Source organism: Halomarina pelagica (genome assembly GCF_024228315.1).
Taxonomy (GTDB): domain Archaea; phylum Halobacteriota; class Halobacteria; order Halobacteriales; family Haloarculaceae; genus Halomarina; species Halomarina pelagica.
Window position 1 is genome coordinate 2,572,583 of sequence record NZ_CP100454.1, and the last position, 24,956, is coordinate 2,597,538.

At 69.6% G+C, this 24,956-nt stretch carries 24 protein-coding genes and 1 tRNA gene; 15 read left to right on the forward strand and 10 right to left on the reverse strand.

The annotated features are described in order from the left end of the window. Window positions 1–78 precede the first annotated feature (78 nt). From NKI68_RS13385 to NKI68_RS13395, 3 genes are all read right to left on the reverse strand, one after another. On the reverse strand, window positions 79–654 hold the full coding sequence (locus NKI68_RS13385) for an MBL fold metallo-hydrolase (protein ID WP_254543603.1): 576 nt from the start codon (window positions 652–654) through the stop codon (window positions 79–81). An 84-nt stretch (window positions 655–738) separates the two neighbouring features. Continuing rightward, window positions 739–1,509 carry a creatininase family protein gene (locus tag NKI68_RS13390; protein WP_254543604.1) on the reverse strand — a complete coding sequence of 257 codons (771 nt, stop codon included), beginning with the start codon at window positions 1,507–1,509 and terminating at the stop codon, window positions 739–741. A gap of 50 nt (window positions 1,510–1,559) precedes the next feature. Continuing rightward, the gene (locus NKI68_RS13395; RefSeq protein WP_368410950.1) at window positions 1,560–1,895 is read right to left on the reverse strand and encodes a cupin domain-containing protein; all 336 of its coding nucleotides are present in this window, start codon (window positions 1,893–1,895) and stop codon (window positions 1,560–1,562) included. A 108-nt stretch (window positions 1,896–2,003) separates the two neighbouring features. On the opposite strand from NKI68_RS13395, the gene thyA reads away from it, so the two are divergent. From thyA to NKI68_RS13440, 9 genes are all read left to right on the forward strand, one after another. After that, a complete protein-coding gene (thyA, locus tag NKI68_RS13400; protein ID WP_254543606.1) occupies window positions 2,004–3,005 on the forward strand; it encodes a thymidylate synthase in 1,002 nt (333 codons plus the stop codon). Then, complete coding sequence (locus tag NKI68_RS13405; RefSeq protein ID WP_368410835.1) at window positions 3,002–3,682, forward strand: dihydrofolate reductase; 681 nt, start codon at window positions 3,002–3,004, stop codon at window positions 3,680–3,682. Before thyA ends, NKI68_RS13405 begins: the two co-directional genes overlap by 4 nt. A gap of 85 nt (window positions 3,683–3,767) precedes the next feature. Continuing rightward, window positions 3,768–5,531 carry an acyl-CoA dehydrogenase family protein gene (locus NKI68_RS13410; RefSeq protein ID WP_254543607.1) on the forward strand — a complete coding sequence of 588 codons (1,764 nt, stop codon included), beginning with the start codon at window positions 3,768–3,770 and terminating at the stop codon, window positions 5,529–5,531. 231 nt (window positions 5,532–5,762) lie between these two features. Next, window positions 5,763–6,833, forward strand: a complete 1,071-nt coding sequence (locus NKI68_RS13415; RefSeq protein ID WP_254543608.1) for a helix-turn-helix transcriptional regulator — start codon at window positions 5,763–5,765, stop codon at window positions 6,831–6,833. A 75-nt stretch (window positions 6,834–6,908) separates the two neighbouring features. After that, window positions 6,909–6,983, forward strand: a tRNA-Glu gene (locus NKI68_RS13420). Window positions 6,984–7,689: 706 nt separating this feature from the next. Further along, window positions 7,690–8,610: a hypothetical protein gene (locus NKI68_RS13425; RefSeq protein WP_254543609.1), complete on the forward strand. Its 921-nt coding sequence runs from the start codon at window positions 7,690–7,692 to the stop codon at window positions 8,608–8,610. Window positions 8,611–8,741: 131 nt separating this feature from the next. Then, window positions 8,742–9,446 (forward strand): hypothetical protein, encoded by a 705-nt coding sequence (locus tag NKI68_RS13430; protein WP_254543610.1) that lies wholly within the window; start codon window positions 8,742–8,744, stop codon window positions 9,444–9,446. Between the two features lie 443 nt (window positions 9,447–9,889). Further along, the gene (locus tag NKI68_RS13435; RefSeq protein ID WP_254543611.1) at window positions 9,890–10,834 is read left to right on the forward strand and encodes a DMT family transporter; all 945 of its coding nucleotides are present in this window, start codon (window positions 9,890–9,892) and stop codon (window positions 10,832–10,834) included. A gap of 83 nt (window positions 10,835–10,917) precedes the next feature. Beyond that, entirely contained in the window at window positions 10,918–11,382 is a 465-nt protein-coding gene (locus NKI68_RS13440) for a hypothetical protein (RefSeq protein WP_254543612.1), read from the forward strand. 3 nt (window positions 11,383–11,385) lie between these two features. On the opposite strand, the gene NKI68_RS13445 is transcribed toward NKI68_RS13440, so the two are convergent. From NKI68_RS13445 to NKI68_RS13465, 5 genes are all read right to left on the reverse strand, one after another. Then, a complete protein-coding gene (locus NKI68_RS13445) occupies window positions 11,386–12,279 on the reverse strand; it encodes a DMT family transporter (RefSeq protein WP_254543613.1) in 894 nt (297 codons plus the stop codon). A 58-nt stretch (window positions 12,280–12,337) separates the two neighbouring features. After that, window positions 12,338–12,817 (reverse strand): SRPBCC family protein, encoded by a 480-nt coding sequence (locus NKI68_RS13450; RefSeq protein ID WP_254543614.1) that lies wholly within the window; start codon window positions 12,815–12,817, stop codon window positions 12,338–12,340. A 59-nt stretch (window positions 12,818–12,876) separates the two neighbouring features. Beyond that, entirely contained in the window at window positions 12,877–13,305 is a 429-nt protein-coding gene (lrpA1, locus tag NKI68_RS13455) for an HTH-type transcriptional regulator LrpA1 (protein ID WP_254543615.1), read from the reverse strand. An 84-nt stretch (window positions 13,306–13,389) separates the two neighbouring features. Next, entirely contained in the window at window positions 13,390–14,325 is a 936-nt protein-coding gene (locus NKI68_RS13460) for a thiamine pyrophosphate-dependent enzyme (protein WP_254543616.1), read from the reverse strand. Window positions 14,326–14,327: 2 nt separating this feature from the next. Next, window positions 14,328–16,220, reverse strand: a complete 1,893-nt coding sequence (locus tag NKI68_RS13465; protein WP_254543617.1) for a 2-oxoacid:acceptor oxidoreductase subunit alpha — start codon at window positions 16,218–16,220, stop codon at window positions 14,328–14,330. A gap of 234 nt (window positions 16,221–16,454) precedes the next feature. Between NKI68_RS13465 and NKI68_RS13470 the strand changes: the two genes are divergently transcribed. The 3 genes from NKI68_RS13470 to NKI68_RS13480 all read left to right on the forward strand — a co-directional run bounded on the left by NKI68_RS13470 (window position 16,455) and on the right by NKI68_RS13480 (window position 21,167). After that, window positions 16,455–17,189 (forward strand): DICT sensory domain-containing protein, encoded by a 735-nt coding sequence (locus NKI68_RS13470; RefSeq protein WP_254543618.1) that lies wholly within the window; start codon window positions 16,455–16,457, stop codon window positions 17,187–17,189. 171 nt (window positions 17,190–17,360) lie between these two features. Next, window positions 17,361–18,704: a COG1361 S-layer family protein gene (locus NKI68_RS13475; protein WP_254543619.1), complete on the forward strand. Its 1,344-nt coding sequence runs from the start codon at window positions 17,361–17,363 to the stop codon at window positions 18,702–18,704. A 6-nt stretch (window positions 18,705–18,710) separates the two neighbouring features. Beyond that, a complete protein-coding gene (locus NKI68_RS13480) occupies window positions 18,711–21,167 on the forward strand; it encodes an efflux RND transporter permease subunit (protein WP_254543620.1) in 2,457 nt (818 codons plus the stop codon). A 51-nt stretch (window positions 21,168–21,218) separates the two neighbouring features. On the opposite strand, the gene NKI68_RS13485 is transcribed toward NKI68_RS13480, so the two are convergent. Both NKI68_RS13485 and NKI68_RS13490 read right to left on the reverse strand, forming a co-directional pair. Beyond that, window positions 21,219–21,608, reverse strand: coding sequence for a hypothetical protein (locus NKI68_RS13485; protein WP_254543621.1), 390 nt, complete (start codon window positions 21,606–21,608; stop codon window positions 21,219–21,221). Between the two features lie 216 nt (window positions 21,609–21,824). Continuing rightward, window positions 21,825–22,625, reverse strand: a complete 801-nt coding sequence (locus NKI68_RS13490) for an N-acyl homoserine lactonase family protein (protein WP_254543622.1) — start codon at window positions 22,623–22,625, stop codon at window positions 21,825–21,827. Window positions 22,626–22,780: 155 nt separating this feature from the next. Between NKI68_RS13490 and NKI68_RS13495 the strand changes: the two genes are divergently transcribed. The 3 genes from NKI68_RS13495 to NKI68_RS13505 all read left to right on the forward strand — a co-directional run bounded on the left by NKI68_RS13495 (window position 22,781) and on the right by NKI68_RS13505 (window position 24,907). Next, window positions 22,781–23,113 (forward strand): hypothetical protein, encoded by a 333-nt coding sequence (locus NKI68_RS13495; protein ID WP_254543623.1) that lies wholly within the window; start codon window positions 22,781–22,783, stop codon window positions 23,111–23,113. Window positions 23,114–23,198: 85 nt separating this feature from the next. Beyond that, window positions 23,199–23,615, forward strand: a complete 417-nt coding sequence (locus tag NKI68_RS13500) for a luciferase domain-containing protein (protein WP_254543624.1) — start codon at window positions 23,199–23,201, stop codon at window positions 23,613–23,615. A gap of 80 nt (window positions 23,616–23,695) precedes the next feature. Further along, window positions 23,696–24,907, forward strand: a complete 1,212-nt coding sequence (locus NKI68_RS13505; RefSeq protein ID WP_254543625.1) for a GNAT family N-acetyltransferase — start codon at window positions 23,696–23,698, stop codon at window positions 24,905–24,907. Window positions 24,908–24,956: the final 49 nt, after the last annotated feature.

Consider the following 24,956-nt stretch of genomic DNA (forward strand, 5'->3'; position numbering starts at 1 on the left):
CGGCGGCTCTCAGGTCACGGGAGTGCTGGTCCCGTCTTCCGTGATAAATCTGCGGGCGTCGGCGTTCGGGAGCGACGTTCAGAACCGGGCGGCCTGGCTCGCCAGCTCGAGGTCGTGGGCGGGGGTCGTCGTGACGCTCGGGCCGTGGCCGGTGTGCATCTCGGCGAGGTCGTCGCCGACGGTCTCGCGCAGCCGGTCGATGCTCTCGATGAGCGTCCGCCGGTCGCCCTCCGCGAGGTCGGTGCGCCCGAAGCTACCGTTGGCGAAGACGAGATCCCCCGCGAAGAGGATCCCCGGGTCGCGGGCGTAGAAGCAGAGGTGGTCGTCCTTGTGACCGGGCGTGTGGAGCGCGAGGTAGTCGTGATCGCCCATGCGCACGGTCTCGCCGTCCTCGATCGCGCGGTCGATCCCCGGTTGACTCGCGTCGAACCCCCACGCCTCGACGCCGAACGCCTCCTTCACGGCGTCGAGGTTGCCGACGTGGTCGGGGTGTGTGTGCGTGACGATCACCGCGTCGAGGTCGTCGACGCGCTCGCGGACGGCGGCGACGGCGTCGAAGTCGTTGCCCGGATCGACGACGACGGTCCGGTCACCGTCGATCAAGAAGGCGTTACTCGTGAACACGCGCTGGCCCTGCGCGAGGTTCGTGATCATGGCGCGGGCTACGGCGGCCCGTCGCTTGTGCGTGTCGTTCGGTTCCTTCACGCGCGCGTTCGACGCTATCGGTCCGGCGGCGGCTCAGACGTGCTCGCGGGGGAGGAGTTCGTCGGGTTCGCGCGCCGCGAGCCACTGGCAGAGTTCGATCAGCTGCTCCGTCGCGGCCTCGAACAGACGCCGTCCCTTCTCCGCGGTGGCGTCGGTCTGGTCGCCGAACGCGCCGTTGTCGGCGTTCTCGATACAGTCGTAGAAGGTTCGCGCGCCGTTGACGCAGGCGGCGTCGTACGTGAAGTCCACCCAGCCGCCGTCGCGCGCGGCTTCCAGCCGATCCTCCCGGACGAGGTCGGGGCGGAGGTGCATGATCATCGCCGTCTCCTTCGGCCCCGCGTGCGGGCCGTTGTACGCGAAGAGGTCGCTCACGAGGTCGGGGATGGACTCGTCCCACATCCACTCGAGGCAGTAGGCGTCGCCCGACTCGTGGAGGCGCTGTCCCACCTCGCGGAGGTGCTGGACGTTGCCGCCGTGGGCGTTCACGTAGACGACCCGGTCGATCCCGTGGTAGGCGAGGTTGCGCGTGAACGACGCCACGTAGTCGCGGAAGGCGGGCGGATCGACCCACATCGTGCCGTGGAACTGCCGGTGGTGGGAGCTGACGCCGACGTTCACCGTCGGGGTGCAGAGGTAGCCGGTCCGCTCGGCGGCCTCGCGCGCCAGCGCCTCCGCGATGAGGTGGTCGGTCGCCTCCGGGAGGTGGGGACCGTGCTGCTCGGTGCTGCCGAGGGGAACGAGCGCCAGCGACTCGCGCTCGAAGTAGTCGCCCAGTTCCTCCCACGTGCGGTCGGCGAGGTACATACCGTCGCCTCGGGCGGGCGGCGTGAAAGAACTATGCTGTCGGGAGGTGCTCAGGGAGCGCCGACGAGGACGAGCCGGGCGCGCTCGTCGCCCCGGTTGACGATCTGTCGAGTCTGATCGGGCGACAGCCGAATCGCCTCGTTCCGTCCGAGGGTCACCGTCTCGCCGTCGCAGTCCACGTCGACCGTCCCCTCGACGACGACGTACACCTCCTCGTGGTCGTCGCCCGCGTGATCGTGTTCCTTCCCCTTCCCGCCGGGGGCGAGTTCCAACAGCGTCACGCCGACCGCCTCGCAGCCGAGCGCGTCGCGCAGGAACCACATGCCGCCCCACTCCTCGTCGATGACCGAGTCCACGTCGTCGGTGCTCGCGGTCCGGTAGCTCATCTCACTGGCGACGACGCGCGCGGTGCACATCAGTGCACGGTCTGTCGATCCCCGGAAAGACAGTCCTTATACCGTCCACCCCCTCACCACGGACAGCGATCGCGCCCCATGAGACAGTACCTCGACCTCGTCGAACGGGTCCTCCGAACGGGGACCCACAAGCCGAACCGGACCGGCGTGGACACGATCTCGTCGTTCAGCCAGCACTACCGCGTGGACCTCGGGGAGGGCTTCCCGCTCCTGACGACGAAGAAGCTCGACGGCTTCCGCTGGGACTCGATGGTTCACGAGCTACTCTGGTACCTCTCGGGCGAGGAGCACGTTCGGAATCTCCGCGAGCACACGGGCATCTGGGACGCCTGGGCCGACGAGGAGGGGCGGCTCGACACCGCCTACGGGCGGTTCTGGCGGCGCTACCCGCTCCCCGAGTCGGGCCTCGACGGCGAGTCGTGGCCCGACGACGCCCACCGCTGGGTGAACGAGGACGAGCGCACCTTCGATCAGCTCCGGTACGTCCTCGACACGCTCCGGGAGAACCCCAACTCCCGGCGCATCGTCGTGAACGCGTGGCACCCCGGGAACGCGACCGTGAGCACCCTCCCGCCGTGTCACTACACCTTCGTCTTCAACGTCCAGGGCGACCGGCTGAACCTCCACCTCACCCAGCGCTCGGGCGACGTCGCGCTCGGGATCCCGTTCAACCTCGCCGCCTACTCGCTGCTGGCGCAGGCGATCGCACAGCGGACGGGCTTCGAGGTGGGCGAGTTCGCCCACACGATCGTCGACGCCCACGTCTACTGCGGCGCGGACGCCCGCGGCGAGTGGTACGCCGAGCACCTCGCGGACCTCCGGGCGCGCCTCGGGAGCGTCGAGACGCGCGAGGACTACCTCGACGTGCGCGAGTGGCTGGAGGGAGCCGCCCCCGACGAGGACGGCGGCGAGGAGGGATACGATCACGTGCCGGGGCTACTCGAACAGCTCTCCCGCGAGCCGCGCGACCGGCCGCGCGTCGAGATCGCCGACAAGCCCCTCGACGAACTCACCTACGACGACGTCCGGCTCCGGAACTACGACTCGGCACCGGGCATCCGGTTCGCGGTCGCCGAATGAGCGACCGATCCGACGGAAGCGATCGGGGCGATCGGAGCGACCGGGGCGATCGAGGCGATCGGAGTGATCGGGACGACCGGAGCGGTGGGGAGCGTCGCGAGGACGAGCGCGACCGCGGCGAGGGAACGGATCGAGCGAGCGAGCGCCCCGAGATCGCGCTCGTGGCCGCGGTCGCCGCGAACGGCGTCATCGGCGCGGACGGCGACATGCCGTGGCACTACCCCGAGGACCTGCGCCGGTTCAAGCGGCTCACGACCGGCCACCCCGTCGTGATGGGACGGCGGACCTACGAGAGCATCGCGGCCCGGCTCGGCGGGCCGCTCCCCGATCGGACGAACGTGGTGTTGAGCACGCGCGACCTCGCCCTGCCCGAGGGGGCGGTCCGCGCCGGATCGGTCGAGGAGGCGCTCGACGCGGCGCAGGAGGTCGCCGCCGGCACGGGCGGCGTCGAGGACGGCGGCGGTGGGGACGGTGCGGTCGACGCGGTGTTCGTCGTCGGCGGGGCGACGGTGTACGAGCAGTTCCTCCCGCGCGCGGACCGCATGTACCTCACCGAGATCCGCGCGGCGTACGAGGGCGACACGCGCTATCCCGAGTGGGATCGGGACGCCTGGACCGAGGTCGACCGCGACGACCGGGGCGAGTTCGCGTTCGTCGAGTACGAGCGGCGATCCTGACGGGCCTCCAGGGGGTGTTCGTCGCTCCGGGAACGACGGTACCGTCGCCCACAGGAGTTATACCCCGCGTCGGACTGCTACGGACATGGAGGAGCCGATCGACTACGGCGCGCTCGACGCCGGGCGCGACTGCAACTACTGGGAACTCGACCGGACGCTGCAGCGGGCGGCGGAGCGGGCGTACCCCGACGAGTCGTTCGCGTGGGCGAGCGACCGGCTCCGCGAGTTCGGCGAGGTGGTGGGGACGACCGTCGTGGAGAACTCCGAGGCCGTCGAGGCCCACGGGCCGGAACTGCACACCTACGACCGCCACGGCGAGGTGCAGAACCGCGTGGAGTACCACCCCGCGCTGGAGGAGACCGAGCGCATCGCCTACAGCGACTTCGGCCTCTCCCACGACGCGTTCCACGCGCCGCCGGGCGCGGACGCGCCGATGGGGTTCGTCCACGCGCTGACGCTCCAGACGCTGTTGTCGTACGCCGATCCCGGCTTCGTCTGTCCGGCGTCGATGACCGTCGGGGCGGCGCTCGTGCTCGACCGGTTCGCGGACGACGATCGCCTGGAGGAGTACTTCCAGCGTCTGACGACCCGCGACGCCGAGGACTACATCGAGGGGGCGATGTTCCTCACCGAGAAGCAGGGCGGGAGCGACGTCGGCGCGATCGAGACGACGGCCGTCGAGACCGACGAGGAGGGCGTCTACCGCCTCACCGGCGAGAAGTGGTTCTGCTCGAACGTCGACGCCGAGGGGACGCTCGCGCTCGCCCGCCGCGAGGGCGCGCCCGAGGGGACCGAGGGGCTCTCGCTGTTTCTCGTCCCGCACACGAAGGCCGACGGGGAGCTGAACGACCAGCTCTACCGACGCCTGAAGGACAAGCTCGGAACGATCTCCGTGCCGACCGGGGAGGTGGAGTTCCGCGGCGCGGAGGGGTACCTCGTGGGCGAACCCGAGCGCGGGTTCCGCTACATGACGGAGATGCTCAACTACGAGCGGCTCTCGAACGCCGCCGCCAGCGTCGGCGTCGTGGGGCGCTGTCTCCTCGAGTCGAAGGTCCACGCGGCGAACCGCGAGGCGTTCGGTCGGACCATCGACCAGTACCCGCTCATGCGTCGGGACCTCGTGGAGATGAGCGTCGACTACGAGGCCGCGGTCGCCTTCACCTTCGCTGCCGTGCGGCTGTTCGACCGCTACCACCGCGAGGACGACGAGGAGGCCTACCGCCTGATGCGCCTGCTCGTCCCGGTCGCGAAGTACCGCACGGCGCGGGAGGCCGTCGACGCGGCGTCCTACGCCTGCGAGGTGCTCGGCGGCAACGGCTACGTCTCGGGGTTCACCACCGAGCGGATGCTCCGGGACGCCCAGGTGCTTCCGATCTGGGAGGGGACCTCGAACGTCCTCTCGCTCGACGTGCTCCGCGTCCTCGCGCGCGAGGGGGCCCGTGAGGAGTTCGCCGACGCCGTCCAGGAGCGCCTCGACGCGGTCGAGCACGAGTCGCTGTCGGACGTGCGCGATACGGTCGCGGCGGAGTTCGCCGATCTACGGGCCGCGTTCGCCACGCTCGCGGCCGCCGCCGCCGACTACGCCCAGCTCCAGGCGAAGGAACTCGCGGACTACGTCTACGACGTGTTCGCGGCCGCCGAACTCCTCGCCGTCGCGGGGGAGGAAATCGAGAACGGCGACGGTCGCGCGGCGCTCGTGGCGCGGGAGTTCGCGACCGCCCGCTTCGGCCGACGGACCGCCCGCGGCATCACCGACGGCGACCGTCGGGCGCTCGACGCGTTCGACGCGCTCGTCCGCCACGCCGGCGTCGAACCGACGGTCGCGGAACCCGAAGTGGCCGACGACTGAGTCGCGGCTGACGACCGCCCGTCGGCGAGCGTCCCCGTACCGCGACCGGCCCGCCGCGACCCTTCCGCCGGCCCGTACCATGGTGTCCGTGACCGTCCCCCACTGGCTAGCCGTGGGGATTTTATAGTACGATTGGTTTGGGTACGATAGATGTCGCGTGCGCTAGTAGTCGTTCTCTTCGCCGTGATTCTTGTCGGTTCTTCGACGGCTACTGGCGTCGCCACCGCCGACGTGGCGGCACAAACGCAGGACTTCGACCAGACGGTGTTCAGCGTCGAGGTCTACGAGAACGGATCGGCCCGGTGGACGTTCGTCTACAAGCGAGCGCTCGACACGAACAACGACACCGAGCGTCGACAGTTCGAAACGTTCGCCGAGGAGTTCAACGGGGGCGAGACGCCGCTCTATCGCGACTTCAAGAACCGCTCGAAGCGGTTGACCACGGCCGGTTCGGACGTGACCGGGCGGGAGATGTCGGCTACCGACTTCCGCAAGCGGGCGTACGTCACCCCGCTCGGGAACCAGGGCGTCGTCGAGATGTCGTTCCTCTGGGACGGGTTCGCGTTCGTCGACGGCAAACGCGTCGTCGTCGGGGACGTCTTCGAGGGGGGCCTGTACCTCGGTCCCGACCAGCGGTTCGTCGTCTCCTGGGGCGGCGACCTCTCGCTCGTCTCCGCCGCCCCTCAGCCCAAGCAACAGGACAACGACACCGTCGTCTGGGTCGGCGGCGAGGAGGGGCGACAGTTCCTCGACGGCAACCCGCAGGTCGTGCTCGCACCGCCGGAGAGCGCGAACGGAACTGCCGATCCCGGCGGCGACGGCGAGGCCGGCGAGTTCGGCGCTGGCGTCCCGCTCTGGTCGGCCGGCGTCGTGCTCGCGGTCGCGCTCCTCGCGGTCGGTACCTTCCTCGCCTATCGGTTCGACGTTTTCGACCGCTTCGACGGGTTCGGTGGCGACGGCGCTGCCGACGGCCCGGGAGCCCCGGGACGACCGGGGCCGCCGGGGGCCGCGAACGAGCGGCGGGGCGACCGAACGACGACGACCGAGCCGTCGATCTCGGACGAGGCGCTCCTGACGGACGAGGATCGAGTGATGAACCTCCTCGCCGAGAACGGCGGCCGGATGAAGCAGGTCAACATCGTCGAGGAGACGGACTGGTCGAAGTCCAAGGTGAGCATGCTCCTCTCGGACATGGAGGAGGAGGGGTACATCAGCAAGCTCCGCGTCGGCCGCGAGAACATCATCAGCCGGGCGGGCGACGAGCCGCGGGCGGCGCGCTCGCCGTTCGATGATGACGAGTGACAAAGGACCGCCGAAGCGGAACCGTTAAGCGTCATTCCCCGGTACTCGTGAACGCAGACGCACGACGCGTCGGGCGCTCCGTTAGTGTAGTCCGGCCAATCATATTGCCCTCTCGAGGCAATGACCGGGGTTCAAATCCCCGACGGAGCACTACAGCGAACGAGTTTTTACGAGTGAGCGAAGTGCGGGGGGTTCTTCATCGAGGAATTACTTGAGCAGAACAGACCAAACGAGAGAACCCCGCACCCGATCCGCTGTAGATCGCTCCGCCTCGGTCTCCTGCCACGAATTCGCGTGATCCCGGGATAGCGTTCCGACGCCGTCTCGATGAATTGCCGGAGTTACAACGATATCAGATCTCCTGACGAATTCAACGCTTTCGTGATCGTACTTCAGAGTATCGTATGGCGTACTCATAGCTCGACGACGGGGTACTTCGATCAGACACCTGCGTCGACATTTCTCGATGCCGGGAACCGAGGAGGGTTCGTCCCCGGTCGCTCGCCGCGTCTCGACACTGCCACGTCGCGTACCGCTCGAACGAGGTCGTCTCGTACCCGGGATCGCCGCGACCGTCGGCGACCGGGAGGACGACGGTCTGGTTCGACGCGTGGCACCGCGCGTCCCCGAACGTCGGGGAACCCTGGCCGCGATACGATCGTCGACCGCGCCAGCACCGACGCCGCCCCCGAGCGCCGAGAGGATCTCGGGGTTCCTCGCGAATTCGGCGTCGCTCTCGCCGACCTCACGGACGTGAAAGCACCGACACATTCATTCGCCTGCATCTACCATTCATTCTATCAGGTTATTCACAGAAAACGATATATTTGTGCGCGTACTCGTTCGGCGTACGATCATGCCCCGGTTGTACGAGCGGCGGGCGACGGCCGACGGTGAGCGGTGGGTCGTCCATCCCGACGACGGGCCACCGGACGCGTCCGAGCGAACGGTGCAGGTGACCCCGCGCGGCCAGCGCATCCTCGCTGACGCCGGCTTCGGGGCGGACGACTACCTCGACGGCGGCCTCGTCGCTGCGCTCTCGGCGCTCGACGTCCTCTACACCGTCGACGGGACCGACCCGCTGGAGACGGTCCCCGCGACCGGGGACCGGCGGGCGAGCGAGCGCCACGTCTCCGTCGCCTGCGAACTCCTCGAGTCGTTTCCGCCGAGCGCGTTCGTCGACGACGATCTCGTGGCGTTTCTCCGCTCGCTCGGTGCGCTCGATGCGGACGCCCTCCGCCCGTTCGTCGAGGTCTGTTGCCGGGAGACGCCGTTCGATCCGGGGACGGTGCTCGCGGTCGACGAGGCCGTAGAGCGGTTCGCCCGCGGCGATCCCGACGGCGGGCCGTACGACCCGGCGCTGTTCGCGCTGCTCGTTCATCTCGGCTGGGAGACCGCCTACTCGAAGACGGTCCTCTACCTCGACGTCGCCGCCGGACCGACGACCGCCCGCCTCTGTCGGATCGACGGGTTCGACTACTTCGTCGGCGACGACCGCCTCTGGGAGGACGGTCTCTCCCACCCGCTTCGCGAGGCGTTCCCGGACAGCCCGGTGCTCGCGGCCGCCGCTCGCGCGGCCGACGGGGACGTTCGAACCTTCTTCGGTCGCGAGTTCGCCGCGCTGGCGAAGGCGCAGGCGATCCGGACGCTCGACCGGCTCGGCGACCCGCGCGCCGCGCTGTTCGCCGACGGACTCGTCGCGGCGACCCTCGACGTGGTGGCCCTCCCAGGCCCGACGGGCGCGTCCGGCCCGACGTACGTCTGGACGTCACCCTGACCCGAATCGCACTCGCTCTCCGGGCGACCGACCCGCCACGACGCGGCGACCCCCTGCACGGCAGAGTACGTTCACCGAACTGGTTAATTAGAACAATAATCGATAAGAATGAGAAGAACGTCTCGGTTCGTATGCCCTCCGATCGTGCTCGGGAGTCGTCGACCCGGAGCGAGCGACAGTCGAGCGTCTTCGGAGAGGTCGGCGACCTGGCGATCGTCGCGGTCAGCGCCGTCGTGGTCCTGGCCGGGGTCGCCACGCTCGTCGTCTGGGGCGTCCCGAGCCTGATCGACGCCGGTGCCGACGCGCCGCCCGCGGGAGCGAGCGCCGGAAACGGGACCGACGCCCCCGATCCCCGCACGGAATCGACGGCCGCCGGTGCGCCGACCGGGAACGACTCGGGTGGGACGGGGGCGGGGATGTCGGCTTCGGAGCGAACCGCGACGTCGGATCGGACGCCGACGCCAACGCCGAGTCCGACACCCACTCCGACACCGACGGCCGAGCGGTCGAACGAGACGCCGGCTCCCTCTCCCGGTACCGACGCCAACGCGTCCGGGAAGGTCTGGCACGACCTCCGCCTCGTGGGGGAGAGCGGGCAGATGGAGCCCTACGCGATCACCGTCTCCGGCGAACTCCGACAGACCGGGCCTCCCGATCCGAACGACGACCAGGACGCGATCGGCGCGAGCGGGAGGCGGGTGACCGGCGAAGTCGGCGGGGGGGCCGACACCTACGAGTTCACCGGGTCGGTGACCCGAATCCAGGCGGGCGGGAACACGACCGTCTACGTGGACGGTCGCCCCGTCGCCGGAACCGCCGGCGGTGGAGCGAGTTAGTCGTCGGTGTCGCTCGCGTTCGCACCCGGCGTTGGACGACGCGACGATACGTCCCGGCGACACGTCCCGGCGACACGTCCCGGCGACACGTCCCGGCGACACGTCCCGGCGATACATGCCGGCGACACGTCGCGACGATGTGACGGTACGAGCACCGTAGAGGGGGTGACGGGAGCGGTCGGTACGGATCGAATCGGAGCGGACCGGAGGATGGTTCGGACGCCGGGATCTGATGGCAGCACGGCACGGAGGCCGAACTGATCCCCGCGTCGTCGAGCGTCGGTGTCACGCACTTGGCGACGTCGACAGTCGTTGGTCCGGGTGTACGTGTATGAGTTTTGTGGCCAACGGGCGCTCGATTCGAGTCGATGGGCACACCGTCGAGGGGGAGACGCCAGTGGAAGATAGGAACGCTTTCGCCCTCCCGATCCCGCCTTCGAATCGTGACTCGACGGTATCGGAACGCGGCGCTGTTCGTCGCGCTGGCCGCCATCTGGGGGTCTGCGTTCGTCGTGACCAAGGTCGGACTGCGGCACCTGCCGCCGACGCTCTTCGCGGCGCTACGGTTCGACCTCGCGGCGGTCCTCCTGTTCGGCTACGTCGCCGCGACGAAGGCCGAGTGGCGGCCGCGCACGGGAGACGACTGGCTCTATCCGCTCGCTGGCGGCCTGTTCGCCATCGCCGGCCACCACGCCTTCCTCTTCGCCGGCCAGCAGTACGTCTCGTCGGGCGTCGCCGCGGTCCTCCTCGGACTCGTCCCCATCGTCACGCCCGCGTTCACCCGCGTCTTCTCGACCGGCGAACGGCTCTCGCCGACCGGCGCGGCCGGCCTGGGCCTCGGCTTTCTGGGCGTCGTCGTCATCGCGAGCCCCGACCCCTCCGACCTCCTGTCGTCGGACCTCCTCGGCGTCGCGCTCGTCCTCGTCTCGGCGGTCGTGTTCGCCTTCGGGGCAGTCTTCACCCACAGCCGCGCGCCCGACCTGTCGCTCGTCGCGACCCAGGCGTGGATGATGGCCGTCGGCGCGGTCGCCCTGCACGTCGCGAGCGTCCTCCTGCCGACGGAGTCGGTCGCCGCCGCCGCGTGGACGCCCGAGGCGCTCGGAGCCGTCGCCTACCTCGGCGCGGTCGCGGGGGCGCTCGGCTTCACCCTCTACTTCTCCCTGCTGGACCGCATCGGGCCGATCGAGGCGAGCCTCATCGAGTACGTCATCCCGCTGTTCGCCGCCCTCGCCGGGTGGCTCGCGCTCGGCGAGCGCGTGACGGCGACCACCGTCGCGGGGTTCGTCGTGATCCTCTCCGGGTTCCTCCTGATGAAGCGACGCGCCATCGCGGAGGACGTCCTCGGGCGTCGCGGCCGTCGCGCCGAGCGGCCGAGCGCGGACGACTGACAGTCCTCACGACGAGGAACGACACGCAATCGGGAAATTGTCTGACGTAGACTTATAAGCGAAGCGGCGAGTACGTGGAGGTGATGACTCGCGCCGACAACCTCGAAGCGCGGATCGAGGACCTGCAGGTGCGGTTCGCGGGACTCCTCGACGAGTATCTCGTCGTCCGGGAACGACTCCGGACGCTGGAGGCGGCGACGGGTGACGGACCGCGCGACGACGCGGCGACCGGCGAGGAGGTGAGGACGCGGACGCCGGGGGACGGTCCCGACGAGCGCGTCGCCTGGCCGGAGTGGCGATCGCGGAGCGGTCGGGGCGGCGTCGGTCCGGCGACGCAGGCGGAGGTGGAGGCGGCGATCGAACGCGTCGAGGCGACGATCGAAGACGAGGTGGGGACCGGGGGAGGGTTCGACGGCGGAACCGACGGAACCGGCGGAGCGGGCGGAACCGACGGAACCGACGGAGCGAGCCGCGGCGATCGCGGCGAAGGGAGCGGGACCGGCGGCGACGGCCGCGAGCGTCCCGCCGACGACGTCGTCGTCGGTTGACTCTCACCCCCGCGCGGTCACGTAGATGCCGAGGAGGACGACGCCGCCCCCGAGCGCCGTGAGGGGCCCGGGGACCTCCGCGAGCAGGGCGAGCGCGAGGAGCGTGCTCCCGACGGGTTCCGCGAGCAGCGAGACGCTCACGACGCTCGATTCGACGTGCGCCAGCGCCCAGTTGATCACCGTGTGGCCGAAGATCCCCGGTCCGGCGGCCATCGCGAGGAAGAGCGCCCACTCGCGCGGCGGATACGGCCAGAGCGGGTACCCCCGGGCGGCGACGAACGCGAACAGGGCGATCGCGCACGTCGCGTAGACGACGGTGACGTAGGGGAGGAGCGCGATGCGACGCCGGAGCGACCGCCCGGCGAGCACGTAGACGGCGGTCATGAGCGCCGCGAAGACCGCGAGCGCGTTCCCGTAGAGCGGCCGCGCGCCGACCGACGACCCGCCGAGGAGATCGGCCGACGCCATGAGCGCCATCCCGACCAGCGCGACGAGGATGCCGGCGACGGTCCGCCCCGTCACCCGCTCGTCGAGCAGGAGGAACGCGCCGATCGCGACGAACACCGGCTGGGCCTGGACGAGCGTGACGCTGGCGGCGACGCTCGTCCACTCCAGGCTCTCGAACCACGCGCCGAAGTGGACGGCGAGCGCCGCGCCCGCGACGCCCGCGCCGAGGAGGTCGCGCCGCGAGAGCGCGCCGAAGTCGGCGCGCGCGTCGGCGTGCCAGAGCGCGAACGGCGCGACCATCGCGAGCGTGAACAGCACCCGGTAGAAGGCCTTCACCGCGCTCGGCGCGTCGCTCCAGCGGATCAGGATGGCGCTCGTGCTCACCGCGAGGATGGCGACGCCGAGCGCGAGCGCGGGGGAGACGGGGACGGACGCCGAGTCGCGGGCCACGCCCCCGATCCGCGGACGACCGTCTTACCGGTTTTCGTTTCGATCCGCCGCCTCTCCGTTACTCGAACAGCGTCCGCGTCCGGTGGTGGCGGTAGCGGAACATCGGCCCGAACCCGAGGTCGCCGAACGCGGCGGCGACCGCCCCGAGCCGACCGCACGGCAACTCGTACTCGACGCGGTCGCGGACGATCGTCCCGTCGCCGTCGCGCTCGAACCGGTGAGTGTGCCGCCAGCGGGGGAACGGCCCGCCCTCCATCTCGTCGACGAAGCGCGCCGCGTCCTCGCCCGCCTCGCGCTCGACGATGACCGACACCCACCGCCGACGCGGGCCGACGCCGAAGGGGCGTATCGACGCGTACACGCGGGTCCCCGCCGCGAGCACCTCGGGGTTCCGCTCGTCGTCGGGCCCGACCACGCGCTCGATCTCGAGGTTCAGAAAGCCCGGCGTGAGCGCCTCCAGCCCCTGGATCCGGGAGTGGAAGCGCCAGACGTTCTCGAAGGGGGCGTCGACGCGCGTCTCGCGTTCGAATACGACCATGCGCCGGACTTCGACCGGGACTGCCTAATGGCCACCGACGGCGATCACGTCGCAGTACGTCACTTGAGCCGCTCCTGCAGGAACGAGGGGTGGGCGGCCGTGACGCCGTCGATCGAGAGGATCTCCTCGCTGATGAACTCCCCCAGGGCGTTGCCGTCGGCCCCGCGGATCTCCGCCATGAGCATGTGGTCGCCCGACGAGGAGTAGAGCGCCTCGACCTCGTCTAAGGCCTTCAGCGCGCGCGTGGCTTCGACGTAGCGTTCGCTCGCCACGTCGATGCCGACCATCGCGATCGACTTGCTGGACAGTTTCTTGGGGTCGACGTCGGCGGAGTAACCGACGATGACGCCGTCCGTCTCGAGTTTGTTGATGTACTTCCGAACCGTCGGTTTCGACACCCCCGCTCGCTCCGCGATCTCCGCATAGGAGGCCTGCGCATCCTCTTCCAGCACCGACAGGATGCGGTCCTCGGTGGTGTCAGCACTCATTGACGTTATTTTTGCGTCCAGTAAAAAATACCTTGCGAATGTGTAAACGGTCTGCGGTCGACCGCGGCGGAACTTCGCGGGTCGCTAGCGGTGGCGCTCCATCAGGTCGTAGCTGCGCTCCCACTCGTAGGAGTCGTCGAAGTAGCGCTCGGCCAGCGGCGTCTCGGGCATCTCGCCCGTCGCGCGCTTCTCCTGTCCGTAGGAGGGCCGGTCGCTCTTGAAGAACCGCCCCGTGAGCACCTCGCCCTCGTAGAGGCGCGACTCGGCCTCGTACATCGCCTCGCCGGCCTGCCGGCGGTCCTCGACGTCGAAGTCGAACTCGTCGTCCTGCTGGATGTCCGTGTAGGGGACGTACTGTCGCGCGTCCTTGTTCCACGTCGGACACTGCGTCAGGAAGTCGATGTGGGCGAAGCCGTCGTGTTCGACGGCCTCCTTGATGATCTCCTTGGCCTGGTTCGGGTTCACCGCCGCGGTGCGGGCGATGTAGGACGCACCGGCCGAGAGCGACATCGACAGCGGCCGCACGGGGTCCTTCGCGCTCCCGTGGGGCTGGGTCTTCGACTTGTGGCCCTTCGGGCTGGTCGGGGAGGTCTGTCCCTTGGTCAGCCCGAAGATCTCGTTGTTGAACACGATGTAGACCATGTCGTGGTTCTCCCGGGCGGTGTGCATGAAGTGGTTCCCGCCGATGCCGTAGCCGTCGCCGTCGCCGCCGGCCGCGATCACTTCGAGGTCGGGGTTGGCGAGTTTCGCGGCGCGGGCCACGGGTAGCGACCGCCCGTGGATGGAGTGGAACCCGTAGCTGTTGAAGTACGACGAGAGCTTGCCCGAGCAGCCGATGCCCGTGACGAGCAGCACCTCGTCGGGGTTCTTCCCGAGTTCGGCCATCGCGCCCTTCAGCGCCTTGAGGACGCCGAAGTCGCCACAGCCCGGACACCACGTCGCCTGCGGCTCGATGCCGGGGGTGAACTCGTTCTGGTCGATCTCTCGCTCCTCTCCGATCGCGCTGAATGAACTACTCATGATCAGTCACCTGCCGCGGGGACGTACTTCGTGGTCTCTCCCGGAAGGTCCCCGCCGTTGATGCTCGCTTCGAAGCCCTCGACGATCTCCGCGGGCTCGAAGGGGTTGCCGTTGTACTTCAGCAGGCTCGACAGCTTCTCGCCGAACCGACCGAGTTCCTTCTGCGTCAGCCCGCGGAACTGTGCCGTCGCGTTCATCTCGACGACGAGGCACTCGTCGACCGACTCCAGGAACGCCGTGACCTCGTCCTTCGGGTAGGGCATCAGGTCGCTCACGCCCATCGACTTCACCGAGTGGCCGCCCTCGTTGAGTCGGTCGACGGCCTCCTCGACGGTCCCCTGGTGGCTACCCCAGGTGAGGATACCGTACTCGGCGTCGCCCGAGGGATCGTGGAGGGTCTGGTTGGACTCCTCGGCGTCGTCGAGTTCCGCGCGGATGGACTCGAGCTTCCGCATGCGGCGGTCCATCTGGAAGACGCGGTTCTCGGGGTCCTCGCTGATGTGCCCCTGGGGGTTGTGCTCGTTGCCCGACGCCAGGAAGCGGCCGTCCCGCTGACCGGGGAGCGACCGGGGGCTGACGCCGTTCTCGGGGTCGTAGGTGTAGCGGTTGAACTTCCCCGAGGCGTGGTGGGCCGCCTCCGCGATCTCCTCCTCGGTGAGCGTCGCCCCGAGCGAGGGGTTCGGCTCGCGGTCGAAGAACGACTCGGGGACGTTCCGCAGTTCGCCCGAGAGCTTCTGGTCGTAGACGACGATCGAGGGGATCTGGTAGTCGTAGGCGATCTGGAAGGCCGTCCGCGTCTGCTCGTAGGCCTCCCGCACGTCCCCGGGCGCGAAGACGACGCGGTTGGAGTCGCCCTGGCTCGTGTAGAGGACGTGCTCCAGGTCGCCCTGCTCGGGCTTCGTCGGCATCCCGGTGGAGGGACCGGCGCGCATCGACTCGACGAGCACGACCGGCGTCTCGGTGATCTCGGCGAGGCCGAGCGGTTCGGACATGAGCGCGAACCCGCCGCCCGAGGAGCCGGACATGGCCTTCGCGCCCGCGTGGCTCGCGCCGAGGGCGAGCGCGGCGGCCGCGATCTCGTCCTCGACCTGCTCGGAGATGCCGCCCACGTCGGGCAGGTTCTGGGACATGATCGTGAACACGTCCGTCCACGGCGTCATGGGATAGCCGGCGATGAACCGACAGCCCTCGTCGAGCGCGCCGTAGGCGATCGACGTGCTGCCCGAGACGAGCACCTGCGTCTCGTCGTGCTCGCCCTCGGGGATCCGCAGGTCGTGGGAGTGGTCCATCTCCGCGACCTGCTCGTAGGCCATCTCGAGGATCTCGACGTTCTGCTCCAGGATGTCGCCGCCCATGCGCTCCTCCATGAGCTGTTCGAACGGGCCGGTGTCCATCCCGAGGAGGGCGGCGGTCGCGCCGACGCCCGCCGTGTTGCGCATGACCTCGCGGCCGTGCTCGCGGGCCATGCCGCGGAGGTCGAGCGGGTAGACGTGCCAGTCGTTCTCCTCGGCGCGCTCCTCGAAGTCCTCGATCTCGCTCGCGTCGAGCAGCCCCTCGTCGTAGACGATGATGCCGCCCTCGCGAAGCTCGTCCAGGTTCTCCGACAGCGGCTTCACCTCCTCGTTCCCGTAGTACGCCTCCTGCTGTGGGTTGCGCGCGAAGCTGTCGCCCAGCGCGAGCAGGAAGTTGTACCCGTCGCCGCGGGATTTAACTTCGTCCGCCGCGGCGCGTACCTCGACGTACGTGTGACCGCCGCGGATCCGCGACGGGTAGTGCCGATGCGTAAATACCGAGAGGCCCGAGCGCATCAACGCCTTCGCGAAGTTCTGGCTGGTGGAGTCGATCCCGTCACCAGAACCGCCGGCGATGCGCCAGACCAGTTCGTTGTCAGTCATGTGAAATCAACGGCCCGAAGGTCCGTACCCGGGAAAACGGAGTGTGCGAACTAAAGCGTTTACCATACGTTAGCACACATTGATTATGATAGATTGGTAAATATGAGCACGGTCGTTCGTGAACGACCGACTGTCGGGTCGGTCGACAGGTCGGGAAGTCGACGGGGGAAAATCGCGTGACACGACCGAGTAAAGGTCTATAAGTGGCGGTGGCGTGTGGGTGGACACGGAGGTATGTCACTCACCGAACTGATCGCCGGCGTCGAGGCCCACGAGAAGACCCTCACGGTCTTCAACGCCGACGCGGGCGTGACCGAGGCGTTGCGCGAGCACTTCGCCGACCGCAACGTCGTCGTCGAGCGGGGGGAGGCCGCGGGGGGCCCCCGGGAGTACGTCGTCCTGAGCAAGGACGAGCAGTTCCTTACGGCCGCGAGCGTCGAGGACGTCGTCAACCCGCGCCGCGCGACCGATCCGCACTTCGACCGGAAGGCCCGCAAGCCCATCCTCGATCACCTCGACGAGACGATGTTCACCTCGTACGATACCGGGCAGATGATCGCCGCCTCGCGCGAGATCGAGGACCGGGCCTGGCGCGTCGGGAGCGGCGAACTCCACGCCGGCTTTCAGCGGCTCTCGGTGCTCGAGACCCAGCTCGACGTCTACGAGCAACTGGGCGGTCGGGCGAACCTCGACGTGCACACCTACGCCGTCCCGGACGCCCCCGTCCCGTCGCACGAGTCGTTCACCGTCCACGTCGAGCGCTCGAGGGAGGTCGCCGACTCCTGGTTCGTCGTCTACGACGGCGCGGGCGTCGAGGCGAACAAGTGCGCGCTGCTGGCCGAGGAGCGCGAACCCCGCAGGTTCTACGGCTTCTGGACGTACGACCCCGACACGGTCGACTGGATCGTCGACCACCTGCGGACCGCCTACGGTCTCGTCGAAACGGACGGCGGTGCCCCGGTCGAGTGACGGGGCCGTCCACCGTCGACGTCCGGGGTGACAGGCTCGCCCGCCGTCGCCGTCCGCGGTCATCGGGCGCGTCGCCGCGCCCGAACCCTTTCGAGGCGCTTATCAATCGGCCGGCCTGTCTGTAGGACAATGACAACAGCGGTTGGCTGCGAGCGACGGCGGTGGTCCTGAGTGCGACGCCCCCTCCTGATCGTGACCCTCCTGCTCGTCTCGACTGCGGTCGTCGGTCTCGCGCCGACGGGCGCGTTCGGACAGGAGTCCCCGGAGAACGCGTCGAACGTCTCGAACCGAACCGCTCAGGTCGGGACGGGGAACGCGACGACGCCCGGCGCGGGCGGCGGACCGGCGCAGGGACCCCGGACGGGCACGCCCGCGCAACCGGCGACGCCGTCCGGGCCGCAGGCGGCCCCGGCCGACCTGGAGGTCGTGGACGCGAACACGTCCGCGGGCGTCGGCGGGAGCGGCATGGTCGAGGTCGTCGTCGAGAACACGGGCGAGGAGGACCTCTCAGACGTGGCGATCACGTTCGGGAGTTCGAACGCGGCGCTCACGTTCGGCGGCGCGACCACGGCGCGCACCTACGTCGGCGACCTCGACGCGGGCGAGGAGGCGACGATCGCCACGGAAGCCTCGTTCGCGCCGACCGCCGAGAACCGCTCGTACGCGATCGACCTCACCGTCGACTACACCGACGAGGACGGAAATCGGGGGCGCGTCGGGCCGTACGCCGCGGGCGTGACGCCCGACGCGCGCCAGGCGTTCGCCGTCGAGGACGTGAACGCCTCGCTCCGCGTCGGCACCGACGGCACCCTCGCCGGGACCGTCGTCAACGAGGGGCCGAACGACGTCGAGGACGCCGTGCTCGTCCTCCGCGAGCGCGGCGGGACGATCGCCGCGAGCGAGACCGAGTACGCCCTCGGCGACCTCGCCGCCGGCGACGGCGCGCGCTTCGCGTACGACCTCGCCGTGAGCGACGCCGCGAGCGCCGGCCCCCGGCAGTTCGACTTCGTCGTCCGATACCCGACCGACGACGGGGGCGTGACCGAGAGCGCGCCGCTGTACGTCACCTCGAACGTGAGCGCGGCCAGCGACGTCTTCGCGGTCGAGCCGGTGCGGACGAACGTCACGGCCGGCGGCGGCGGGGAGGTGCGCCTGCGCGTGACGAACGTCGGGGACGAGCGGGTGACCGACGTCTCCGCGAAGCTGTTCGGCGACGAACCCGTGTCGGTGGACGACAGCGAGGCGTACGTCCGGGCGCTCGACCCCGGCGAGTCCGCCACCCTCACGTTCAAGGTGAGCGTCGCCGGGAGCGCGCTGGCGAAGGACTACCCGGTCTCGCTCGACTTCCAGTACGAGGACGCGGACGGCGACACGAAGCTCTCGACCACCTACCGCGTCCCCGTCGAGGTCGGACGGAGCGAGGGCGGCGGCCTGCTCTGGCAGCGGTGGCTCCCCGGCCTGGGCGGCGGCCTCGGCGTGCTCGCGCTCGGCTACCTCCTCGTCGGTCGGCGCTGACCGACGATGGACGCAGCGCGCCTCGTCGACCGGATCGACGCTCTCGTCGTCGGGCGGACGAAGACCGTCGTGCTCGCCTTCCTGCTCGTGACGGGCGTGTTCGCCGTCGGCCTCGGGAACATCTCGACGGAGACCGGCACGGACCAGTTCACGACCGACGTGCCCGCCCAGGCGGCGTTCGAGGACGTGAACCGCGAGTTCACGCCGCCGTTCGCGCCGGGCACCGCGAGCACGTCGCTCATCCAGCGCGAGGGGAACGTCCTCTCGAAGCCCGCGCTGTTGCGGATGCTCGAGACCCAGGAGGCGCTCTCGGAACGGGAGGGCCTCCGGGTCGTCGGGACGAGCAGCGCCGCCCAGGGCGTCGCCCGACAGCTCGATCCGACCGCGACCACGCTCGACGCGCAGATCCGCGCCGTCGAGCGGGCGACGCCCGGCGAGATCGACGCCGCCGTCGAGCGCGCCGCCGAGCGCCCGGGCTTCGCCGCCGCTCTCTCGACGGACTTCAACCCCGAGGCGGCGACCGCCTCCGCGTCGATCGGCTCCGTCTCTCACTCGATCCCCGGCTACTCGGCGACCGCCGGCGGACCGAGCGGCGGTTCCGACCCGCTGACGAGCATCCAGCTCCGGTCGGAGCGGGTCGTCGCGGCGACGGCCCCGAGCATCGAGGTGTTCGGCTCCGGCATCGTCAACGACGAGTTCTCGCGGGTTATCTTCGACTCGCTGATCGTCGTCGTCCCCGCGGCGGCGCTGTTCATCGTCCTCTTCCTCGTCGTCGCCTACCGCGACCCGCTCGACCTCCTGCTGGGGCTGGTCGCGCTCGCCATGACGCTCGTCTGGACGTTCGGCTTCACCGGCCTCGCCGGGATTCCGTTCTCCCAGCTGCTCATCGCGGTGCCGCCGCTGCTGCTCGCGGTCGGCATCGACTTCGGCATCCACGCGATCAACCGCTACCGCGAGGAGCGCCTGACGGAAGCGCGCGGCGAGTCGATGCGCGTCACCCTGAGACAGCTCCTGGTCGCCTTCTTCATCGTCACCGGGACGACCGTCATCGGCTTCGCCGCCAACGGGACGAGTTCGCTCGGCCCGATCCGACAGTTCGGCCTCGTCGCCGCCGTCGGCATCACGTTCACCTTCCTCATCTTCGGCGTGTTCCTCCCCGCGGCGAAGCTCCTGCTCGACCGACTCGCCGCCCGCACTCGTATCCCGCAGTTCAGCCAGCAACCGCTCGGCCGCGAGGGAACCGTCCTCGGGCGCGCCCTCTCGGCGGGCGTCGTCCTCGCGCGCCGCGCACCCGTCGCCGTCCTGCTCGTCGTCGCCGTCCTCACCGTCGCCTCGGGGGGCTACGCGACGGGCGTCGACACGAGCTTCCAGCAGGAGGACTTCCTCCCGCCGGAGGAGGTCCCGGCCTACCTCGACGCGCTCCCCGAGCCGTTCGCGCCGGGGGAGTACACCGTCACGAGCACGCTCAACTACCTCGAGTCGAACTTCGCCTCCGGTAACCAGCAGTCGGTGACCGTGTACGTCGAGGGACCGATGGAGCGCGACACCGCCCTCGAGACCATGTACCGCGCGTCGGCGGATCCCCCCGCCGTCCTGGTCAGCGAGGACCGCCGCGCGCGCTCACAGAGCATCGTCACCGTCATCCGGGCGCAGGCGGCCGCCGATCCCGAGTTCGCCGCGCTCGTCGCCCGGAACGACCTGGACGGCAACGGCGTCCCGGACGACGACCTGGAGGAGGTGTACGCGGCGCTCGAATCGTCGCCCGCGGGCGAGCGGGCGGAGCGATACCTCGCCTCCGACCACCGGAGCGCGCAGGTCGTCTACACCGCGGAGGGCGACGCCGGGCAGGACGCCGTCGCCGACGCGGGTCGACGGATGGCAGACCGCTACCGCGCCGACGCGACCGCCACCGGCCAGACGGTCGTCTTCGCCGCCGTCTCCGGGGTCATCTTCGCCTCCGCGTTCCGCAGCCTGGCGCTCGCGCTCGCGCTCACCGCCGTCTTCCTCGTGATCGTCTACCGCGCCGTCACGGGCTACTGGTCGCTCGGGCTCGCCAACCTCGTCCCGATCCTCGTCACGCTCGGCCTCATCGGCGGGTCGATGCGCGCGCTCGGCATCCCCTTCAACGCCCTCACGGCGACGATCCTCTCGATCACGATCGGCCTCGGCATCGACTACTCGGTCCACGTCGTCCACCGCTTCGCCGACGAGTACGAGGAGCGCGACCTCGGGCCGGCTCTGACCCGGACCGTCCAGGGGACCGGCGGGGCGCTCACGGGGAGCATGCTCACCACGGTCTTCGGCATCGGCGTGCTCGTGCTCGCCATCACGCCCATCCTCGGGCAGTTCGGCGTCCTCACCGGCCTCTCGATCCTCTACGCCTACCTCACCGCGCTGCTCGTCACGCCCGCGGCGCTCGTCGTCTGGGCGCGGCTGGAGGGGCTGGTGAACGGGGTAGCGTAGGAGGGACGAACAGCTGCGAGGACGCACGTCGCCGTTATCGGTTTGAACACCTCACCACCGTAATTTCACGAAGAGAAATCCCAGAGGAAGAGCGAACGAAAAGCCGAGGATCAACGCGATGAGTGGCGTAAGAGATGATTCAAATAGAAACACGAGGCCGATGAAGACACTCGCCGCAACGATGATGAGTGTGACAGTTAGGGGGTCGCGTAAAGCCCGACGTCCCGACGTATCGTCGTTTATCGCGGTTCTATAGGAGATAGCGATCGATGCCACGCCGACCAAAGCGCCCACGATCGAGACTGTGACCAGGATACTCGTTGGATAGCCCTCCAAGCTTCGCTCAGACAGTACGAGAAGCGAATAGATGACCCCCACGATACCGAGAACGCTCTCTCTGAGTACCCAGGTGAACGGGACTTTTCTCTCTTGTCCCACCATCGTAAGCGAAACGTACCTCGAGTGGCAGATATGTTTCGTACGAACCGTCCGTGATGCTCGTGGTCGTAGTCGCCGAACCCGCCGCGAGTATACGGTGAGTTCGCCACCCACGTCCTCACTCTCCGACCTGATTGACGGTCCACGTCCTGCCGGATACTATCGACGCTCCCGACCAGGTTCGGATATTGCTCCGCCGAGATTCTACCGATAGATCATCTACAGCACCGACCGCATCTCCTCGAACCGCTCCGGGTCGTGCCCGAGGACGACGTAGGCGTCGGTCCGGCGCTCGATCTCCCGCGCGCGGGCGAGCGTCTCTCGCCACGCGGCGTTGTTCCAGAGCAGGCTCGTCGCCATCGGCCGCCCCTCCTCGTAGTTCGCCGCCACGTACGCCTCGTCGCCGACGACGAGCACCGGACGGTCGTCCCCCCGGCGGATCAGCGCGCCCAGCAACCCGGGCGTGTGCCCGGGCAGGTGGAGCAGTTCGACGCCCTCGAAGGGCGTCGCGCGCTCCCCGTAGACCACCCGCCAGTTCAGGTCGTGGTCGAAGTCAGAGGCGAGGTAGGCGATCGAGCCCTCCGTCGTCTTGGCGCTGAAGTAGGCGTAGGGCAGCTCCTCGGCGTGGACGTAGATCGGCACGTCCGTCCCGGCGAAGTGTTCGAGGCCACCCGCGTGATCGAGGTGGAGGTGGCTCGTCACCACGGCGTCGACGTCGGCCAGGTCGTAGCCCGCCGCGTCGAGGTCGTCGGGGAGGGGGTGGTCCGCGGCGTCGACGTGCGCGAACGCGTCGTACAGCGGTTCGGGCCAGTAGCCGTCGCCCGCCTCCGGGTGCGACCCGGTGTCCCAGAGCACCGTCGCCTCCGGCGTCTCGATCACCAGGTTCCACACCGCGAACTCGGCGTAGTCGTGTTCGGGCTCCGGGTTCGACGCCGTGGCGACGGCGGAGCCGTCGACGACGAAGTTCGTATCGGCGCGGACGCGCCCCCGGTCGAGCACGGTGAGATCGACGTCTGCCATGTCGCACACGTCGTCCGCTCGACGCATAAAGCCGCGAGTCGAAGCGCCGGGTCCGCCGTCGAACGGCTCGACGGCGTTACTATCATTCAAGACTACTTTATTTCGTACGTCACTGTTGCCACAGGTGCTAAGCCGCGTGAGTGCGAAGCCGTGGCATGGACCCGCCACCGACCGAGGAGTGGCCCGACGCTCCGCTGACGGAGCGCGAGGCGCGCGACCTGCTCGGCGGCGACGTCGTCGCGGTGTGGGTGATGGACCACGACGAGGCCACCCGCGCCGTCCTCGCGGACGACGGCGCGAAGGGGGGCGGCGTCATCGACGTCGTGCTCGAAACCGCCGACGCCTTCCACCCGTACAGTTACACCCGCTACGGCGACGGGACGCGATGGGTCACCTACGGAGCGAAGCGGAAGGGCTCCGACGGAGCGGCGGAGGCGCGGGAGCCTCCCGAGGGCTACCGCCTCCTCGCCGACGACCGAGACCGCTAGGCGACGCCCTCATCCGCGCCCGCGTCCTACCCGTCTCGATGGACGGCGGACGGCGTCGGACGCGCCGGCCTCCATCGGGTGAACCATGATCGACATCACGGCCGAAGTCGAGACCTGGCCCGGCGTCTCGACGGCACCCCACCGCTTCGCTGGACGGGAGTTCAGCGTCGGGGGACGCGAGATCGGCCACCTCCACGGGCAGTGGCAGGTCGACGTACCGCTCACGAGGCGACTCAGGGACGCGCTGGTCGATGAGGGCGTCGCGTCGCCGCACCACATCTACCCCGAGTCGGGGTGGGTGACCTACTACCTCGACAGCGAGGCGGGCGCGAGGGGGGCGGTACGGCTCCTCAGACTGTCGTACCTCAGGCACGTGCGGGCGCTCGGCCGCCGGGACGACGCGCCGCCCGAGATCGGGACGGTCGACGTGGACGCGGAACTCGACCGCCTGGATCCGAGCGACGCCGTCCGCGAGGCGTTCGGCGTCGGCACGGTCGCGTAGCCGCACCGATTCGGAACGCCGTGCGGTAGCGCGTGACGCTCTCGGGGTGCGTTTAAGCCGCCGCGCGCGCACCATCGGGCATGACGGACGCCGAGTACGACTACCGCCCCGTCCCCGACGACGACGTCGAGGCGTTCCGCCGCCTCGTCACCTACGCCTTCCGCCCGACCGAGCGCCCCGATCCGCTCGACGATCCCGACGACCTCCCCGCCCCGGCGCGGATCGGCGCGCGCCGGGGGATCTACGACGGCGACGAGCTGTGCTGCACCGGCCGGCACTACTGGTTCACCCACCGTATCAGGGGGGAGCGACACGCCGTCGGCGGTCTCTCGGCGGTCTCGACGCCGCCGAAGCACCGCCGGCGCGGCCTCGTCCGCCGGCTGCTCGCCGAGTCCCTCGCCGAGTACCGCGAGCGCGAACACCACTTCGCCTCGCTGTGGCCCTTCGAGTACGCTTTCTACCGGCAGTTCGGCTGGGAGACCGCCTCGCGGTACGCCGTCGCGACGTTCGAACCGGACGCGATCGACTTCCTCGACCGCGTCGATCCGCCCGAGTGCGGCCGGTTCGTCGACCTCGACGCCGACCGCTGGGCGGACTGCGAGGCCGTCTACCGCGCCGAAAACGACCGCGCGCTCGCCATGTACCGGACCGAGGAGTGGTGGCGGAAGCGCGTCTTCGCCGGCTGGGACGACGACCCCTACGTCGCGGGCTGGGAGCGCGACGGCGAACTCCGCGGGTACCTCGTCTACGACATCGAGGACGGCGACGATTCGGAGGGCCGCCGGATGAGAGTCTACGAGACGGGAGCCGTCGACTTCGAGGCGCACCTCGAAGTCCTCCGGTTCTGCCGCTATCACGACTCGCAGGTGGCGAAGGTGACGCTGCACGGTCCCGTCGATTCGAGCCTCCACGACCTCGTCGAGGACCCCCGCGCCGTCGAGATCGAGATCGAACCGGGGGCGATGATCCGCGTCGTCGACGTCGAGCGCGCGCTCTCGGGACTGGCCTCCCCCGCCGACGGCGCGACGACGATCGCGGTCGAGGATCCGCTGGTCGAGCGGAACCGCGGGACGTTCCGCCTGGAGGCGAGCGGCGGGCGGGCCACCTGCGAGCGGACCGACGGCGCGGCGGACGCCGAAGTGTCGATCGGGACGCTCTCGCAACTCGCCGTCGGCTACCTCTCGGTCGAGGAGGCGGCGCGGTTCGGTCGCCTCGACGCGAGCGCCGAGGCGCGTGAGACGCTGGCGGCGCTGTTCCCGCCGGATGAGACGTTCCTCCGCGAGGGGTTCTAACCCCTATCGGAGGTAGAGCACGATCCCCACGAGGAGGAGGGCCAGTCCG